12 protein-coding genes are annotated in these 16,592 nt (G+C 69.6%); 11 read left to right on the top strand and 1 reads right to left on the bottom strand.

Translation table 11 applies throughout. The annotated features are described in order from the left end of the window. The 4 genes from NLI01S_RS26530 to NLI01S_RS24125 all read left to right on the top strand — a co-directional run. Positions 1 to 198: hypothetical protein (locus tag NLI01S_RS26530; RefSeq protein ID WP_223809367.1), on the top strand; the 198-nt coding region annotated here is incomplete at its 5' end. 169 nt (positions 199 to 367) lie between these two features. After that, positions 368 to 2,101, top strand: coding sequence for a glycerol-3-phosphate dehydrogenase (gene glpD, locus NLI01S_RS24115; RefSeq protein ID WP_067609011.1), 1,734 nt, complete (start codon positions 368 to 370; stop codon positions 2,099 to 2,101). Between the two features lie 77 nt (positions 2,102 to 2,178). After that, the gene (locus NLI01S_RS24120) at positions 2,179 to 2,859 is read left to right on the top strand and encodes a response regulator transcription factor (protein ID WP_067609014.1); all 681 of its coding nucleotides are present in this window, start codon (positions 2,179 to 2,181) and stop codon (positions 2,857 to 2,859) included. 9 nt (positions 2,860 to 2,868) lie between these two features. Next, complete coding sequence (locus NLI01S_RS24125) at positions 2,869 to 4,281, top strand: sensor histidine kinase (RefSeq protein ID WP_067609017.1); 1,413 nt, start codon at positions 2,869 to 2,871, stop codon at positions 4,279 to 4,281. Positions 4,282 to 4,288: 7 nt separating this feature from the next. Here NLI01S_RS24125 and NLI01S_RS24130 read toward each other — a convergent pair whose 3' ends face one another. After that, positions 4,289 to 5,293: a TAXI family TRAP transporter solute-binding subunit gene (locus NLI01S_RS24130; RefSeq protein WP_067609020.1), complete on the bottom strand. Its 1,005-nt coding sequence runs from the start codon at positions 5,291 to 5,293 to the stop codon at positions 4,289 to 4,291. 165 nt (positions 5,294 to 5,458) lie between these two features. Here NLI01S_RS24130 and NLI01S_RS24135 point away from each other — a divergent pair, with 165 nt between their 5' ends. The 7 genes from NLI01S_RS24135 to NLI01S_RS24165 all read left to right on the top strand — a co-directional run bounded on the left by NLI01S_RS24135 (position 5,459) and on the right by NLI01S_RS24165 (position 16,392). Then, complete coding sequence (locus NLI01S_RS24135; protein WP_067609023.1) at positions 5,459 to 6,508, top strand: TAXI family TRAP transporter solute-binding subunit; 1,050 nt, start codon at positions 5,459 to 5,461, stop codon at positions 6,506 to 6,508. Positions 6,509 to 6,514: 6 nt separating this feature from the next. Further along, complete coding sequence (locus NLI01S_RS24140) at positions 6,515 to 7,060, top strand: DUF1850 domain-containing protein (RefSeq protein WP_067609026.1); 546 nt, start codon at positions 6,515 to 6,517, stop codon at positions 7,058 to 7,060. Between the two features lie 14 nt (positions 7,061 to 7,074). Beyond that, positions 7,075 to 9,183 (top strand): TRAP transporter permease, encoded by a 2,109-nt coding sequence (locus tag NLI01S_RS24145; RefSeq protein ID WP_067609037.1) that lies wholly within the window; start codon positions 7,075 to 7,077, stop codon positions 9,181 to 9,183. 19 nt (positions 9,184 to 9,202) lie between these two features. Continuing rightward, positions 9,203 to 10,228, top strand: coding sequence for a hypothetical protein (locus tag NLI01S_RS24150; RefSeq protein ID WP_067609040.1), 1,026 nt, complete (start codon positions 9,203 to 9,205; stop codon positions 10,226 to 10,228). 43 nt (positions 10,229 to 10,271) lie between these two features. Continuing rightward, complete coding sequence (locus NLI01S_RS24155) at positions 10,272 to 11,741, top strand: 3' terminal RNA ribose 2'-O-methyltransferase Hen1 (protein WP_067609028.1); 1,470 nt, start codon at positions 10,272 to 10,274, stop codon at positions 11,739 to 11,741. Further along, complete coding sequence (locus tag NLI01S_RS24160) at positions 11,738 to 14,332, top strand: polynucleotide kinase-phosphatase (RefSeq protein ID WP_067609031.1); 2,595 nt, start codon at positions 11,738 to 11,740, stop codon at positions 14,330 to 14,332. The genes NLI01S_RS24155 and NLI01S_RS24160 overlap by 4 nt, the downstream gene beginning before the upstream one ends. Positions 14,333 to 14,571: 239 nt before the next feature. Continuing rightward, positions 14,572 to 16,392 (top strand): endonuclease/exonuclease/phosphatase family protein, encoded by a 1,821-nt coding sequence (locus NLI01S_RS24165; protein WP_157091127.1) that lies wholly within the window; start codon positions 14,572 to 14,574, stop codon positions 16,390 to 16,392. Positions 16,393 to 16,592: the final 200 nt, after the last annotated feature.

Raw genomic sequence — 16,592 nt, forward strand, 5'->3', positions numbered from 1 at the left:
CCCGCCCAACAACCCCAAGAGCCCCCACCCGAGGCGCCCCACCAACCCACCCCCACCCCGCCACCACTGAGCAGGTGGAACGCCAGGGTGGCGGGGGAGGAAGTCGACACCGTCCGGCAGGGGGTGGCCTCGGCTACGGTGTCCACGGCGCAGCAACTCGGCGGAGCGGTCGGACTCGCGGCGCTGGTAGCGGCTTGACCGTCGTGGCGTTCCTGGCCCTGGCCATCCGTGTGGCGCCGCGAGCGGGGCGGGCCCTGCGGTTAACCTGAGGCCTCACCGGTCGGTCGCCACACCGATCGGTCCGATGGACGGGGCTTTGGGCGGGTATGCGCCTGGGAGGAAGACCCATCGATACGGAGGACGACCAATGGCGACCACCTGGCTGGGACCTGAGAGCCGCACCGAGGCGCTGGCATCCATGGCGGACGAGGAGCTCGACGTCCTCGTTGTCGGAGGCGGGATCGTGGGGGCGGGCATCGCCCTGGACGCGGTCTCACGCGGACTCTCCACGGGGCTGATCGAGGCGCGTGACTATGCCTCGGGTACCTCCAGCAGATCCAGCAAACTCATCCACGGCGGCCTGCGTTACCTGGAACAATTCGACTTCGAGCTGGTCCGTGAAGCGCTCCATGAACGCGGTCTGTTGCTCACCACCATCGCGCCGCACCTGGTGCGTCCGGTGCCGTTCCTGTTCCCGTTCCAGCATCACTGGGAGCGGTTCTACATCGGCGCCGGCGTCACCCTTTACGACGCGCTCGCGATGAGCTCCCGCAACAACCGGGGACTGCCCTCGCACCGACACCTGACCAGGTCCGGCGCGATGAAGGTGTTCCCGGCGCTCAAACGCAGCTCCCTGGCCGGCGCGATCCAGTACTGGGACTGCCAGGTCGACGACGCCCGATTCGTCACCACGGTCCTGCGCACGGCGGCGGGACTGGGCGCGCGGATCGCCTCCCGGGTGCAGGCGGTCGAGTTCCTCCGTGAGGGCGAACACGTGGTCGGGGCGATGGCCGCCGACCTGGAGAGCGGCGAGAAGGTCCGGATCCGGGCCCGCCAGGTGGTCAACGCCGCGGGTGTGTGGACCGATGACATCCAGGAGATGGTCGGAGGCCGTGGCCAGGTCCACGTCAGCGCCTCCAAGGGCGTGCACCTGGTGGTACCGCGTGACCGCATCCAGGCCTCGTCCGGGATGATCCTGCAGACCGAGAAGAGCGTACTGTTCGTGATCCCGTGGGGCCGCCACTGGATCATCGGCACCACCGACACCCCGTGGGACCTGGACAAGGAGAACCCCGCGGCCAGCCGCACCGACATCGACTACGTCCTGGACCACGTCAACCAGGTGCTGCGCACGCCGTTGAGCCGGGACGACGTCGAGGGTGTCTACGCGGGCCTGCGGCCGTTGCTGTCGGGGGAGTCCGACGAGACCTCCAAGCTGTCCCGAGAGCACACCGTCGCCCACCCGGTGCCGGGCCTGGTGCTCATCGCGGGCGGCAAGTACACCACCTACCGGGTCATGGCCAAGGACGCGGTGGACGCGGTGGCGCACGGACTGGGCGGGGCCGTCCCGAACTCGGTCACCGACAAGTTGCCCCTGGTGGGCGCGGACGGGTACGCGGCCCTGTACAACCAGCGTCACAGTCTGGCCCGGGACTCCGGGCTCCACGTCTCACGGATCACGCACCTGCTGCGCCGGTTCGGCTCCCAGGTCCACGATCTCCTCGACCTGATCAAGGAGCGCCGTGACCTGGCCCGTCCGTTGGCCGGTTCCGACGACTACCTGAGGGCGGAGGTCGTCTACGCGGTGCATGCGGAGGGCGCCCGCCACCTCGAGGACGTCCTGACCCGTCGTACCCGCATCTCCTTCGAGACCTGGGACCGGGGCATCGCCGCCGCGGCGGAGGCGGCCGAGCTGATGGCCGAACCCCTGGGGTGGACCAAGGAGCAGGTGGAACGCGAGGTGGAGTTCTACCGCAAGGGCATCGAGGCCGAGCGGGTGGCCCAGGAGCAGGACACCGACCAGGAGGCGGACGCGGTCCAGCTCGGAGCTCCGGAGATCGTTCCGGACGTGCACATCGGTCGGTCGGGAGCCCATTCCTGACGGGGTTCGCACGAGGCGGTTAGGGTGCGTACCACCGTGTTGTTACGCATACCCCCCTCCGCGAAGGACCCTCGGTCATGATCAAGGTGCTGCTCGTCGAGGACGACGTCCGGCTCGCCGACGCGCTCGCCGGGGCGCTCGAGACCAACGGCTACGAGGTCGTGCAGGTTCGTACCGCCGGGGACGCGCTCGCCGCGTCCCCGGCGGACGTCGTCCTGCTGGACCTCGGCCTCCCGGACATGGACGGCATCGACCTGTGTCGTGCGCTCCGTGAACGCCAGGACTTCGGGGACACCGCCATCATCATGGTCACCGCACGGGGACGGCAGCGCGAACGCGTCCTCGGGCTGCGTTCGGGCGCCGACGACTACGTGGTCAAGCCCCTGGCCATCGAGGAACTGTGCGCTCGGATGGAAGCGGTGCTGCGTCGCATCGGCACGCGTGCGGGCACCGTGCTGGAGGCGGGCCCCGTCCGGGTGGACACCGGGACCCGCGCCGTCACCTGCGAGGGGCGTCCGGTGGAGCTCACCCGCAAGGAGTTCGACCTGCTGGTGGCGCTGGTGCGCGAGACCGGCGGAGTGGTCTCGCGCGAGCATCTGCTGTTGCGGGTGTGGCAGACCTCCTGGCCCGGCACTCTGCGCACCCTGGAGGTGCACATCGGCACCCTGCGCTCCAAGTTGGAGGTGCCCCGGCTCATCCAGACCGTCCGTGGGGTGGGTTATCGGATGGCGGTCGGTTCGCCCGTCTCCCGGGTCTGAGGATCCGAGGTGCGCAGACGATTGGTGACGGTGTACGTCACCCTGCTGGTGGCGGCCTGCCTGGCGTTGGCGGTGCCGCTGTGCGTCAGCATCGCCGCTCGCGGCACCTCGGACATGCTGCTGGACCGGATCAACGACACCGCCCGATTCGCCGGGCTGGCCGAGCCCAGCGTCCTCACCGGTAGCGAGGGCACCCTCTCCGCCGAACTCACCGCCTACGAGGAGGTCTACGGGATCGCGGCGGTGGTGGTGGACCGGGACGGCGCGGTGGTGGCGTCCTCTCGACCGGGACTGACCCTGGCGGACCTGGACCCGGACGGCTGGCCCGAGAGCGGGGAGGCGGTGCCCGGCCCGGTGCGCACGGCCCTGGCCGGTAACCGGATGGGCGCCGACAGCGTGGTCTGGCCCTGGCAGGACGGTCCGCTCATCGTCGCCGAACCCATTGGTCGTTCCGGTGAGGTCGTGGGTGCCGCCGTCACCTTCTCGCCCACCGAGTCCCTGCGCCGCGCCACCACCGTTCAGTGGGGGGTGGCGTGGCTGGTGGTCACCGCGTTGATGCTGGTCGGCATCACGGCGGCCGGTCCGCTCACGCGGTGGATCCTGCGTCCCATCGACGACCTCGACGAGGCCACCCGCGCGGTGAGCGGCGGCAGCCTGGACACTCGGGTGCGCACCGCCGCCGGGCCGGAGGAGTTGCGCCGCCTGGGCGAGTCGTTCAACCAGATGGCCGACACCATCACCTCCATGCTGGAGAGCCAGCGCACCTTCGTCGCCTACGCCGGTCACCAGGTGCGCAACCCCTTGGCCGCGCTGCGGCTTCGGGTGGGCGGGCTGTCCCGTCACCTGGGACCGGAGGGTGCGCAGGACCACCATCTGGCCTTGGACGAGGTCGACCGACTCACCCGTATCTGCGACGGACTGCTCACCCTCGCCCGGGCCGAGGACGCCGAGCACTCGATGGTGTGGGAGGACGCGCGGGAGGTCGCGGAGGATCGGGTGGCGGCGTGGCTCCCCATCGCGGATCGTGCCGGCGCGGAGCTGACCTGCGAGGGCGCCTCCGGCGTGTCGGTCCCGTGTGCGGAGGGCACTCTCGACCAGGCCCTGGACGTGCTCATCGACAACGCGCTGAAGTTCGGTGGCGCGGGGGTCCGGATCGTCGTTCGCGTGGACGAACCCGTTCGGTGCGCGGAGGGCGGCGGCCACCTGGACATGCGTGTGGTGGACGACGGGCCGGGGCTCCCCGTCGAAGAGCTCGAACACGCCACCGAACCCTTTTGGCGGGACGGTGGGGGCAGCGGCGGTGGTTCCGGGCTCGGGCTGTCCATCGTGGTCACCCTGCTGGAACTCCAGGGCGCGGAACTCACCCTGCGGCCCGCCCACCCGAACGGCATCGACGCGCGGATCCGCATACCGCTGCCATAGGAACCCCTCAGGGGACCGATGGGCGTTCGTCGTGCGCGTACTTGACCGACCGGTAGTAGGTGGTGGCGCCCGGGTGGAGTGGCACTGGCAGGGTGGCGATGGCCGATCTCGGGTGCAGGTGAAGGGCGACCGGGTGGATCTCCACCAGCGCGTTCTGTGACTCGAACAGGAGCCGGGTGAACTCCCGGGCGGTCCGGTCCGGCATTCGGGAACCGGCCACCATCAGGCTCGGCACCCCTATGGTGCGCACCGCGGGCACGTTCTCGTAGGTCCCGGCGGGTACGGGGAGTTCGGAGTAGAACTCGCCATGCTCGTCCACCAGCGTCGGGACGTGCTCGGACAGATCCAGCAGACGCACCGGGGTCCGCGCGGCCAGGTCGGAGACGGCCTGGGTCGGCAGGCCTCCGGACCAGAAGAACGCGTCGATGCGTTCGTCCTCCAACGCTCGGACCGAGCCGCCGATGGACAACCGGTGTCGGGTCACGTCCGAGTCGGTGCCCTCGGCCAGGCCGGCGGTGTCCAGTAGCCGTTCGGCGATCATCTCGGTGCCCGAGCCCCTGGCTCCCACCGACACCGTGGTTCCGGCCAGGTCCGCGACCTCCTCGTAGGGGGAGTCCGCGCGCACCACCACGTGCGTGTAGTTGTCGTACAACCGGGCGATCGCCTTGATGGGCAGCGGCCGATCGAACGGTTCGCGACCCTCGACGGCCAGCGCGGCCACGTCCGCGAGGGTGAAGGCGGCGTCCAGCGCGCCGGAGGCGACCAGTCGGTTGTTCTCCACGCTCGCCGCGGTGGTCAACGCGGTGATCCGGGTGTTCGGGTCGGGACCGGTCGCCCTCGCCAACCCGGCGCCGTAGACGTGGTACACGCCGCCACTCCCGCCCGTACCGATGGTCAGACGGAGTGGTTCCGAGCGTGGGGGATGTGACCACGAGAGCAGACAGACGATCAGGAGACCGGTGGACAGGATTCGGGTGGTCGCCCACAGACGGTGATTGGGGGGCCGCGCCATGTGTGAACGATAGCAACCGGGTCCGAACCTCAGGAAAGGCTCAAATTCCACCCGTGGGGATACCGCTCCCACGGACATGGCCACTACCTTTCTGGCGACGGATAGTGGCCCTGGTCACAACCCTGATCCCCCCTGCCCAAGAACATCCGAGAGGACCGACCGACCATGCGACGCACTCTGCTGTCCCTGGCCGCCATCCCCGCCAGTGTCGTCACGCTCGCCGCCTGTGGCGCGCAGCCGGCAGAGCAGGCGACCGAGGACGTCGGGCTCGGCGGAGCCCCGGTCCAGTCCGACCTCAGCATCGTCACCGGTGGTACCAGCGGTGTGTACTACCCGATCGGTGGCGCGCTGCGCACCATCATCGGTGACAACCTGGAGGGTCAGAGCGCCTCCGTCGAGGCCACCGGTGCCTCCGTGGAGAACATTCGTCTGCTCAACAGCGGCGACGGCCACCTGGCCATCGTCCAGGGCGACGCGGCCGACCAGGGTTTCACCGGCACCGGCGACTTCGAGGGCGACCCGGCCCAGACCTACTCCCTCGCGGTCATGTACCCGAACGTGTTCCACGCGGTGACCCTGACCGACATCGCCGCGGAGAAGGGCTTCGAGTGCTTCTCCGACGTGGTGGGCAGTCGCTACTCCGTCGGTGACATCGGTAGCGGCAACGAGGCCACCACCAACCAGGTGTTCGAGACGTTGGAGATCGCCTCGACCGAGGTCGAGCTCCAGCAGCTGGGTTACGCCGAGACCGCCAACGCCCTGACCAACAACCAGCTCGACGCCGGTTCCTGGGTCGTCGGCGAGGGCCACTCGGGCATCACCGAGCTCGGCACCACCGAGGACATCGACATCATCGAGATGTGCGACGAGGAGCGAGAGGCCATCGTCGCCGGTTACGGCGGCTACACCGAGCACACCATCCCCGGTGGCACCTACCCAGGTGTCGACGACGACGTGAACACCATCGCGGTGTGGAACGCCCTGGTCGTGTCCGGTGAGTTCAACGAGGACCAGGCCTACGAGATCACCAAGGCGATGTTCGACAACATCGACGAGGTCATCGGCGTCTACGCCCCGGGCGAGGACTACCTCGTCCCGGAGACCATCGAGAACAGCCCGGTCCCGGTCCACCCGGGCGCCGTCCGCTTCTATGAGGAAGAGGGCGTCGAGATCCCCGAGGACCTGCTGCCCGAGGCCGACACCACCGAAGAGTAGGCATCCGTGCTCCGGTCCGCCATCGCCGCCGCCCTCCTCGTGGGGGCGGCGGTCACCGCCGCCGCGACGCTGCCGCTGTGGCCCGCGCTCCGACTGAGCGTGGACGAGGACCGGCTCGGTCACCTGTCCCTGGCCGAGGGTGAGCTGTTCACCATCTCCTACGTCCACTCGATCGACCACCTGCCGATCGAGGAGTACATCGAGGTCAGGGACGGGAATCTGGTGGTCGACTCCACCCGACTGCGTCAGTTCGGCGCGGGCATGGGCCACCGACCGGGGGAGGGCACCGGCCGGGCCGACGGTGAGTGGTGGGTCATCGAGGACATGGACCGCGACATCGGCACGGAGGTGGCGATCCGCGTGGGCGCGCCCTCGGTCGACCACCGTGTCGGTACCCCCGACTCCGAGGTGCGGCTCTCCCCGTGCCTGGCCTCCCGACGGGTGGTGGTCGAACCCGTTCGGGCGACCACCCTGCAACTGCTGTTCGACTCCGACCCTCAGCCGGAGTGCGACACACCCACCGACCGAAAACCCAACGAAGCACCCCAGTGAACCCGAGGAAGAGCATGGCCAAGTCCGAAACCTCCGCCGGCGCGTTGCCCGACGTCGACGGTCTCGGCGAGGACGCCCCGCCGTTCTGGCGGAAGGTCGCCGCCGAGCGTTGGGGAGAGGGTCGGGGCGGAACGATCATGGGCGGAGTCGTCCTCCTCCTCGGTATCGCCCTGACCGCCTTCCAGCTCTACATCGCCCTGCGCGCCGGGCTCGACGCCCGCCAGCAGCGCCTCATCCACCTGATGCTGGTGATGTTGCTGGTCTTCCTCATCATGCCGCCGTTCAAGAAGGGCAAGGTCGACGGCAATCCGATCCTGCTCGTGATCGGCGCGGTGATCGACCTGCTCATGGTCGTTGGCACCGTGGTGGTCAGCCTCTACCCGATCATCTTCCAGTCCGAACTGGCCCGCCGCGCGGGCGCCTACACCGAACTGGACTGGATCATGGGCGCGGTCGCGATCGTGATCCTGTTGGAGGCCACCCGCCGCTCGGTCGGTCTGGTCATGGTGATCCTCGTGGCGGGCTTCCTGTACTACGCCTGGATCGGCCCGATGATCCCCGGCCGGTTCGGTCATTCGGGAGCCACCTACGAGCGCATCGCCACCCACACCTACCTGGGCAACGACGGCATCTACGGGCTGACGCTCGGGGTCGTGGTCACCTTCGTGTTCGTGTTCATCCTGTTCGGCGCGCTGCTGTCCAAGACCGGCGGCGGCAACTTCTTCGTCGGGCTGGCCTACGTCCTCACCGGGCGGATGGTCGGCGGCCCCGCCAAGGGCGCGGTACTGGGCAGCGCCCTGATGGGTTCGGTCTCGGGCAGCGCCATCGCCAACGTGGTCACCACCGGCCCGTTCACGATTCCGTTGATGAAGAGGGTCGGCTACAAGAAGCACGACGCGGCGGGCGTGGAGGCCGCGGCGTCCACCGGTGGCCAGATCCTGCCGCCCATCATGGGCGCGGGCGCGTTCCTCATGGCCGAGCGCCTGGGCATCCCCTACGCCGACATCGTCAAGGTCGCGATCATCCCCGCGATCATGTACTTCGCGCTGATGTTCCTGTTCGTGGACATTCTCGCCCGCAAGCACAACGTCGGCACGATGAAGAAGGAGGACGTCCCCGCCTTCGCGATCGTAATGCGCGCCGGCTGGCACTTCCTGGCCCCGTTGGTCCTGCTCATCGTGCTGTTGCTCAACTACGTGCCGCCCACGCAGGCGGGCCTGGCGGCCTGTGGCGCCCTGCTGGTCGTGGCCATGCTGCGTGCGGGCAGCCGCCTGAGCGTCCAGGACTTCCTGGAGGTGTTCGTCATGGCCGCCCGCAGCACCCTGCCGGTGTCGGTGGCGTGCGCCGTCGCCGGCATCATCGTCGGGGTGGTCGGCCTCACCGGCCTGGGCCTGGTCTTCTCCGACGTGCTGGTCAACGCCTTCGCCGGGAACCTGTTCATGACCCTGGTGATGGTCGCGCTGGCCTCCCTGATCATGGGCATCGGCCTGCCGGTGACCGCCTCCTACGTGGTGTTGGTCATCCTGGCCGGCCCGGCGCTGGAACAGTTGGGCCTGGCGCTCATCGTCGCGCACATGATCGTGTACTGGCTCAGCCAGGACTCCAACGTGACCCCTCCGGTGGCCTTCGCGGCCTTCGCGGCGGCGGGCATCGCCGACTCCAAACCGATGCGTTCGGGCGTGTCCGCGTGGAAGTTCGCCAAGGGCCTCTACCTGATCCCGCTGCTCATGGCCTATTCGGCGCTCATGGAGGTCGACGGTCCCGTTCTCGACCTGGTGATCGCGATCGTCACGGGGTCGGCCGCACTGGCGGCCGGAGCCATAGCCATCGAGGGTTGGTTCCTGCGCCGCACCATGATCGGCGAACGGCTCGCCTTCGGTCTGTCCGCGGCCCTGGTCCTCATCGCCCCCGAGTGGACCGGATGGGTGGAGTCACTGCTGTCGGTCCATGTGGCATCGCACTGGTTCGTGCTGGCCGGCAGCGTCGCCTGTACCGTGCTCATCGCCCTACAGGTGATCAACCACCGCCGTGACAAGGCCAAGGGTCTGGTGACGCCGCTCGGGCGACCTCGGACGGACACCGACGTCGAGACGGAGGAGAAGGCCGATCGGTCCATGGCCTAACCTCGCTGACATGGCAGGCATGTGGCGATTCGGACGGAAACCCTCCAAGGTGCTCGGTGGCGCCGACCTCGAAGGGGCACTGGTCTCGGCGTCCCTTGGCGCCGACCCGCTGCTGCGCGCCGGCTGCGCCGCGGTCCGCCAGGGAGACGTCGAGGTGGGCGCCTCGCTCCTGCTGGAGACCCGGGACGACCCCGAGGCCCGCTCCTACCAGGCCGAAGCCCTTGGCCGGTCCGCCCTGGACCGAACCGACGAGGTGACCGGCCTGGTGGAGGAGGGCGCGGACCCGGCCGACACCCTGCTGTGGCTGGGACACACCCTGTTGGCCCGTGCCATGTCCTTGCCATCGGGCGGCACCGCCGAGAACAAGGCGGTGGAGGCCGCGCTGCACGAGGCACGCGTGCCCCTGACCGAGGCCGCCCGGCTCAACCCCGACGACGCCGCCCCCTGGGCCGCGTTGCAGACCATCGCCATGGGGCTCGGTGACCGGCCCGAACGCGAACGCTCCTGGACCGAAGCACACGCTCGCGCGCCCCACCTGATGCCCGCCCACATGACCCGGGTCCGGGCCTTGGCCCCCAGCCGTGGCGGGTCGGTGGAGGAGATGTTCGCCGCGGCCGGCGCGGCGGCCGACACCGCGCCCGAGGGCAGCCCGCTCCCGGCGGTATTGGCCTTGGCCCACGCCGAGTACCTGCGTGGGGAACAGCGCCGGTTGACCGAGGAGGGCAAGAGCCCCTACATCGTGTCCATGAGCCTGGGGCGGCTACATGGTGAGGGGGTTCGCGAGCTCTTCCGGCTCGCTCGGGAGTGGGTGTCGGCCGGTGTTCCGCACGTGCGCGACGTGCAGGCGCATCACCTGTTCGCGTGGGCGTTCCATCGGTCGGGCGAGGCCGATCCGGCGCGCTGGCACCTGGGCGCGGCCGGCCGGTTCTACAACGAGGTCCCCTGGTCCTTCTTCGGACCGGCCCGCGCGGAGGTCGCCCGGGCCATGGCCGAACTGGGCGTGGACCCGCGCCAGGCGCCCGAGGCCGATACCGACGCGGGCTGAAAAGCACTGGTGACCAGGTGTGGTGGTCCGTCACAATGCATGGGTGCTACTGACGATCACGACCACGGCCCGCCCGGCGACAGACCTCGGATACCTGCTCCACAAACATCCCGACAAGGCGCAGGGCTTCGAGCAGTCCTTCGGGACGGCGCACGTCTTCTACCCCGAGGCCACCGAGGAACGCTGCACGGCCGCGCTGTTGCTGGAAGTCGACCCGCAGGCGCTACTGCGCGCGCGGACGTCGGTGAGCACCCCCGACTTCGCCCTGGCCCAGTACGTCAACGACCGCCCCTACGCCTCGTCGTCGCTTTTCACGGTGGCGCTGGGCCGGGTGCTGCGGACCGCGATCCGTGGTGTGTGCGAGGGACGCCCTGAACTGGCCGCCACACCCATCCCACTGGAGCTGCACCTGCCCGCGGTGCCGTGTCGATCGGGTCCGGAGCGGGCCCGTGCCCTGTTCGAGCCGCTCGGCTGGACGGTGCGCGCCGAACCGGTTCCGCTGGACCCCGGACTGCCCGGTTGGGGTGACTCCCACTACCTGTCGCTCACCCTGACCGGAACCCTGCGACTGTCCGACGCCCTCAGCCACCTGTACGTGCTGCTGCCCGCGATGGAGGGCGGCAACAGGCACTACTGGGTGGACTCCACCGAGATCGACAAACTGCTGCGCGCCGGTGGAGCCCCCGTGGACGGGGTCGAATCCGAGGACGGCGCGGGGTGGCTCGCCGAGCACCCCGAACGCGAATGGATCACCCGGCGCTACCTCGCCCGCCGGGATCGGTACGTGCGCACCGCCCTGGCCCGTCTGACCGAACATGAGGAATCGGAGGAGGGGGTCGCCGACCCGGTGGTCGAGGAACGGGAGTCGTCCCTGGCCGACCGGCGGGCGGACGCGATCGAGGCGGTTATCGAATCCGAGCGCGTCTCCAGCGTCATCGACCTGGGCTGCGGCGGCGGAAGGCTACTGGAGCGGCTGGTCCGGCACCGGAACCTGGAGCGGATCACCGGAGTGGACGTCCACCTGGGCGGTCTGGAGATCGCCCACCGCAAGCTCTGCAAGGGTTGCGACCCGGGCGGCGGCCGTGGCCACCGGCCCCTGTTCGCCGACGCCGCGGGCCGGTCCGACCAAAGGCCCCGGACCGAGCTGCTGCTCGGCTCCGTGGTCTACCGGGACGAACGCTTCCACGGTCACGACGCCGCCGTCCTCATGGAGGTCGTCGAACACCTCGACCCCTCCAGGCTGCCCGCCATGGAGGACGTCGTCTTCGGCGACGCCGCGCCCCGCCTCGTCGTGGTCACCACACCCAACGTCGAGTACAACCGCCACTACGAGGGCCTGACCGATGGGTCCCTCCGTCACGCCGATCACCGCTTCGAGTGGACCCGCGCCGAGTTCGCCGCGTGGGCCGACCGGGTCGCCGAACGGTACGGCTACACCGTCCGGTACCTGCCGGTCGGCGACGAACACCCCGAGACCGGGGCACCGACACAGATGGGGGTCTTCACCCGATGACCGAGACGAACCTCGAGGCCGCCCGTGAGCCCCGCGTGCTCGGTGTGCCCCGGATGGGGCTCGTCCTGCTGGTCGGGGTCTCCGGGGCGGGGAAATCGACCTTCGCCGCCGAGCACTTCGAGCCCACCCAGGTGATCGGCTCCGACTTCTGCCGCGGCATGGTCAGCGACGACGAGAACGACCAGACCGCCACCGCCGACGCGTTCGCGCTGCTGAACACGATCGTGGACATCCGGCTGCGGCGTGGACTGCTCACCGTCGTGGACGCCACCAACGTCCAGCGCAAGGCCCGTGAGAAGCTCATTCGCATCGCCAAGGACAACAACGTCCTGACCACCGCGATCGTGCTGGACGTGCCCGAGTCCGTGGCCGTGGCGCGCAATCGCTCCCGTCCGGAACGCGACTTCGGCGACCACGTCGTACGCCGACAGCACCGGGACCTGCGCGACGGTTTCAAGCGCATGGCGCGCGAGGGCGTACGCAAGGTGTACGTCCTCAAGGGCCAAGAGGAGATCGACGCCGTCCGGATCGAACTGGAACGCCCCTGGCCGGACCGGACCGAACTCACCGGACCCTTCGACATCTTCGGTGACGTCCACGGCTGCCGCTCCGAACTGGAGTCCCTGCTCGGCGACCTCGGCTACGCGATCCGACGCGACGACCAGGGCCGACCCGTGGGCGCGCACCACCCCGAGGGGCGCACGGCCGTGTTCGTCGGCGACCTCGTCGACCGGGGCCCGGACAGCCCCGGCGTGCTGCGCCTGGTCATGGGGATGGTCGCCGACGGCGACGCCCTCTGCGTGCCCGGCAACCACGAGAACAAGCTGGTCCGCTACATGCGCAAGGGCGCGGGCAAGCTCACCCACGGTCTGGCCGAGACCGTCGAACAACTGGAGCGCGAGAGCGAGGAGTTCCGCGAGCGGGTCCTGGAGTTCTGCGACGGCCTCGTCAGCCACCTCGTGCTGGACGACGGGAAGCTGGTGATCGCCCACGCCGGGCTCAAGGAGGAGTACCACGGTCGTGCCTCCGGTCGGGTCCGCTCCTTCGCCCTGTACGGCGAGACCACCGGGGAGACCGATGAGTTCGGCCTGCCGGTACGCCTGCCCTGGGCGCGCGACTACCGGGGCAGGGCCGCGGTCGTGTACGGGCACGTACCCACCAACAAGGCCGAATGGCTCAACAACACCATCTGCCTGGACACCGGCTGCGTGTTCGGTGGGCGTCTCACCGCGCTGCGCTACCCGGAACGCGAGATCGTGGACGTGGACGCCGAACAGGTCTGGTACGAACCGGTACGACCACTGACGGATGAGACGTCGAGGGGCGACGACCGCGACGCCGGTCAGGTCCTCGACATCACCGACCTGGGCATGGGCGACCTCCACGCCGGTCTGTTCGTCGACACCGACGACGGCGTCGTACGGGCGAACGCGGAGAGCGCCATGGCCGCGCTGGAGGTCATGAGCCGTTTCGCCGTCGACCCGCGGTGGCTGGTGTACCTACCGCCCACGATGGCGCCCGCGCCCACCGCGGCCGACCCGGGCCTGTTGGAACACCCCGCGGAGGCCTTCGAGTCCTTCCGTTCCTCCGGCGTCGGCCAGGTGATCTGCGAGGAGAAGCACATGGGCTCGCGGGCCGTCGCGGTGCTGTGTCGGGATGAGGCCGCCGCCGAACGGCGCTTCGTACCCGGGGAGCTCGGCATCGTCTTCACCCGCACCGGCCGGCCCTTCTTCAAGGACGCCGATCTCCAGAGGACGATGGTCGACGAACTGCGTCGCGCGGTCTTCGACGCCGGCCTGTGGGACAAGCTCGGTACCGACTGGGTCGCCCTGGACGGAGAGATGCTGCCCTGGTCGGCCAAGGCCGGCTCGCTCATCCGTGACCGGTACGCGTCGGTGGGCGCCGCGGCGAGGGCCTCGCTGCCGGCCGCCGGCGCCGCGCTGGCCGCCGCGGCCGAACGCGGGGTGGACGTGTCCGGGCTCGCCGCGACCATCGAACGCCGCACCGGGCAGATGGCGGCGTTCAGCGACGTCTACCGCCGCTACACCTGGGAGACCGACGGCGTGAAGGGCCTGCGGTTCGCCCCGTTCATGCTGTTGGCCACCGAGGGGCACGAGTACACCGAGGCCGATCATCTCTGGCACATGAGCGTGGCCGAACAGCTCGCCGACGCCCACCCGATGATCCACCGCACCCGCTACCGGGTCGTGGACACCACCGACGGCGACGCCTGCGAGGCCGCCGCCGAGTGGTGGCGGGAAATGGTCGACGTCGGTGGTGAGGGCATGGTGGTCAAACCGCTGCTCGGGGCACGGGCCATGGCCCGCAAGGGATTGGCGCAGCCGGGACTGAAGGTGCGCGGACCCGAATACCTGAGGATCGTCTACGGGGCCGACTACACCGACCCCGAACGGATCGCGGTGCTCAAGGACCGCAGGCTCGGCCGCAAGGCGGGACTGGCCATGCGCGAGCACAAGCTCGGGCTGACGGCCCTGTCCCGGCTGGCGGCGGGCGAACCGCTGTGGCGGGTGCACGAGCCGGTCTTCGCGCTGCTGGCGCTGGAGACCGAACCGGTCGACCCCCGCCTGTGACGGAACGAGGGTGATGGCGCGCCCCGGACTTGGAGGATCACACCGGGTTCGGGGCGACGCCTTGTCATGGGATCACCACAATCGGATCGCGCTTCGTCTTCTTTTCACGCCCACTCTTTCGAGCGGACACCCCCGAGGGCGATGATGAGCCGGCACAAAATCCCCACACCCCCGACACCACCGGAGATGCAGGCGTGTCCCTAACCCCCCACCGAACCACCGGCGTCGTCCTCGCCGCCATGGCCCTGGGTGCCGGACTGGTCGCTGCGGTGCCGGCCCTGGCCGATGGCGAACAGGCGCCGACCGAACCGGGCGACCTGCGCGTCCACGACGTTCAAGGCACCACGCGGACCTCGCCCCTGGTGGGCGAGGAGGTCACCGGACTGCCCGGTGTGGTCACCGCCATCGCCGGATTCGGCAGCGCGCAGGGCTTCTGGTTCCAGGACCCCGAGGGCGACGACGACCCCCGCACCAGCGAAGCGCTGTTCGTCTTCACCGGGTCCACCACCCCCGACGTCGAGGTCGGTGACGAGGTGCTGGTCTCCGGGCGGGTGAGCGAGTACTCCCCGCAGGAGGACGCCCAGACCATCACCCAACTCGACCAGGCGTCCTGGAACGTCGTTTCCAGCGGCAACGAGCTACCCGAGTCGGTCCTGCTGGAAGAGGACACCGTCCCTGAGGCCTACGCGCCCGACCACGGCGGCGACATCTCCGAACTGGAACTGGAACCCGACGCCTACGCCCTCGACTTCTGGGCCGCGCACGAGCACATGCGGGTCCGGGTGGAGGACGCCCCCGTCATCGCGCCCACCGACGGTTACGACGCCCTGTGGGTGACCACGCGAGCCGACGAGAACACCACGGCGAACGGCGGTGCCCACTACGGCTCCTACGACGACCCCAACAGCGGCCGGGTGAAGATCGAGTCGCTGGTCGACCACGCGGAGCGCCCCTTCCCGGAAGCGAACGTCGGCGACACCCTCACCGGCGTCACCGAGGGGCCCGTGTACTACAGCCGGTTCGGTGGTCACCTCATCCGCGCCACGACCCTGGGCGAGCACGTCACGGGCGACCTGGAACGGCGGCCGGTCCGTGAGACCGAGCGGCACGAGGTCTCCGTGGCCACCTACAACGTCGAGAACCTCGGTGGCACCGACGACCAGGCGGACTTCGACGCCCTCGCCGAGGGGTTCGTGGAGTACGTCGGTTCCCCCGACATCGTCGGTCTGGAGGAGATCCAGGACGACAGCGGTGAGAGCGACGACGGCGTGGTCGATGCCGGCCTCACCCTGGACCGACTCGTCGACGCGATCGCCACCGCCGGCGGTCCCTCCTACGAGTGGCGCCAGATCAGTCCGGAGGACAAGCAGGACGGCGGCGTGCCCGGCGGCAACATCCGCAACGCGTTCCTCTTCAACCCGGACCGGGCCCGCTTCGTGGACGTGGCGGGCGGTGACGCCACCACCGCCGTGGAGGTCGTCGAGGGCGAGGACGGGGCCGAACTATCGGTCTCCCCGGGCCGCATCAGCCCCGAGGATGAAGCCTGGGAGGAGAGCCGCAAACCCCTGGTCGGCCACTTCCGGGCCCTCAACCGCGACGTGTACGTGGTCACCAACCACTTCAACTCCAAGGGTGGCGACGAAGCCCTGCACGGGGTCCAACAGCCACCGAACCGGTCCAGTGAGACACAGCGGGGCGCCCAGGCGGAGCTGGTCCGGGAGTTCGCCGACGAGCTCTTGGCGGTGGATCCCGACGCGAACCTGGTGGTGATGGGTGACCTGAACGACTTCCAGTTCTCCCACACCCTGGACATCCTCACCGGCGACGGCCCGCTCACCAATCCGATGGTGGACCTGCTGGAGCCGACCGAGGGCTACAACTACGTCTTCGACGGCAATTCACAGGCCCTCGACCACATCCTGGTGAACGAGGCCCTGGCCGGCCGGGTCGACTACGAGGTCGTTCGGATCAACTCCGAGTTCCACGACCAGGTCAGCGACCACGACCCACAGGTGCTGTGGATCGACACCCGACGCAGTACCCCGCCGCACCGAGGCTGACCCACCCGTTCGCGCCGGGCCTCAGCCGCCCGAGGCCCGGCGCAGGACGTAGACGTTCGCCCGCACCGCTTCCCGGCTCCGCCACCTTCTCCACCACTCAGCCGGACCGGAGCCAGGACCCGCCTGTACTCGTCACCCTCGAAGTCGTCGAGGCGCCTCGGGTCGATTTCCCTGGGGTTGGTGGGGTTGTTCGGGTGTCT

Source organism: Nocardiopsis listeri NBRC 13360, assembly GCF_001570765.1.
Classification (GTDB): Bacteria; Actinomycetota; Actinomycetes; order Streptosporangiales; family Streptosporangiaceae; genus Nocardiopsis; species Nocardiopsis listeri.

Coding starts and splice junctions, on each gene's coding strand:
- NLI01S_RS24160 (WP_067609031.1), top strand. CDS start 11,738: ATGACCGAGACGAACCTCGAGGCCGCCCGTGAGCCCCGCGTGCTCGGT.
- NLI01S_RS24145 (WP_067609037.1), top strand. CDS start 7,075: ATGGCCAAGTCCGAAACCTCCGCCGGCGCGTTGCCCGACGTCGACGGT.
- NLI01S_RS24130 (WP_067609020.1), bottom strand. CDS start 5,293: ATGGCGCGGCCCCCCAATCACCGTCTGTGGGCGACCACCCGAATCCTG.
- glpD (WP_067609011.1), top strand. CDS start 368: ATGGCGACCACCTGGCTGGGACCTGAGAGCCGCACCGAGGCGCTGGCA.
- NLI01S_RS24165 (WP_157091127.1), top strand. CDS start 14,572: ATGGCCCTGGGTGCCGGACTGGTCGCTGCGGTGCCGGCCCTGGCCGAT.
- NLI01S_RS24150 (WP_067609040.1), top strand. CDS start 9,203: ATGTGGCGATTCGGACGGAAACCCTCCAAGGTGCTCGGTGGCGCCGAC.
- NLI01S_RS24135 (WP_067609023.1), top strand. CDS start 5,459: ATGCGACGCACTCTGCTGTCCCTGGCCGCCATCCCCGCCAGTGTCGTC.
- NLI01S_RS24120 (WP_067609014.1), top strand. CDS start 2,179: ATGATCAAGGTGCTGCTCGTCGAGGACGACGTCCGGCTCGCCGACGCG.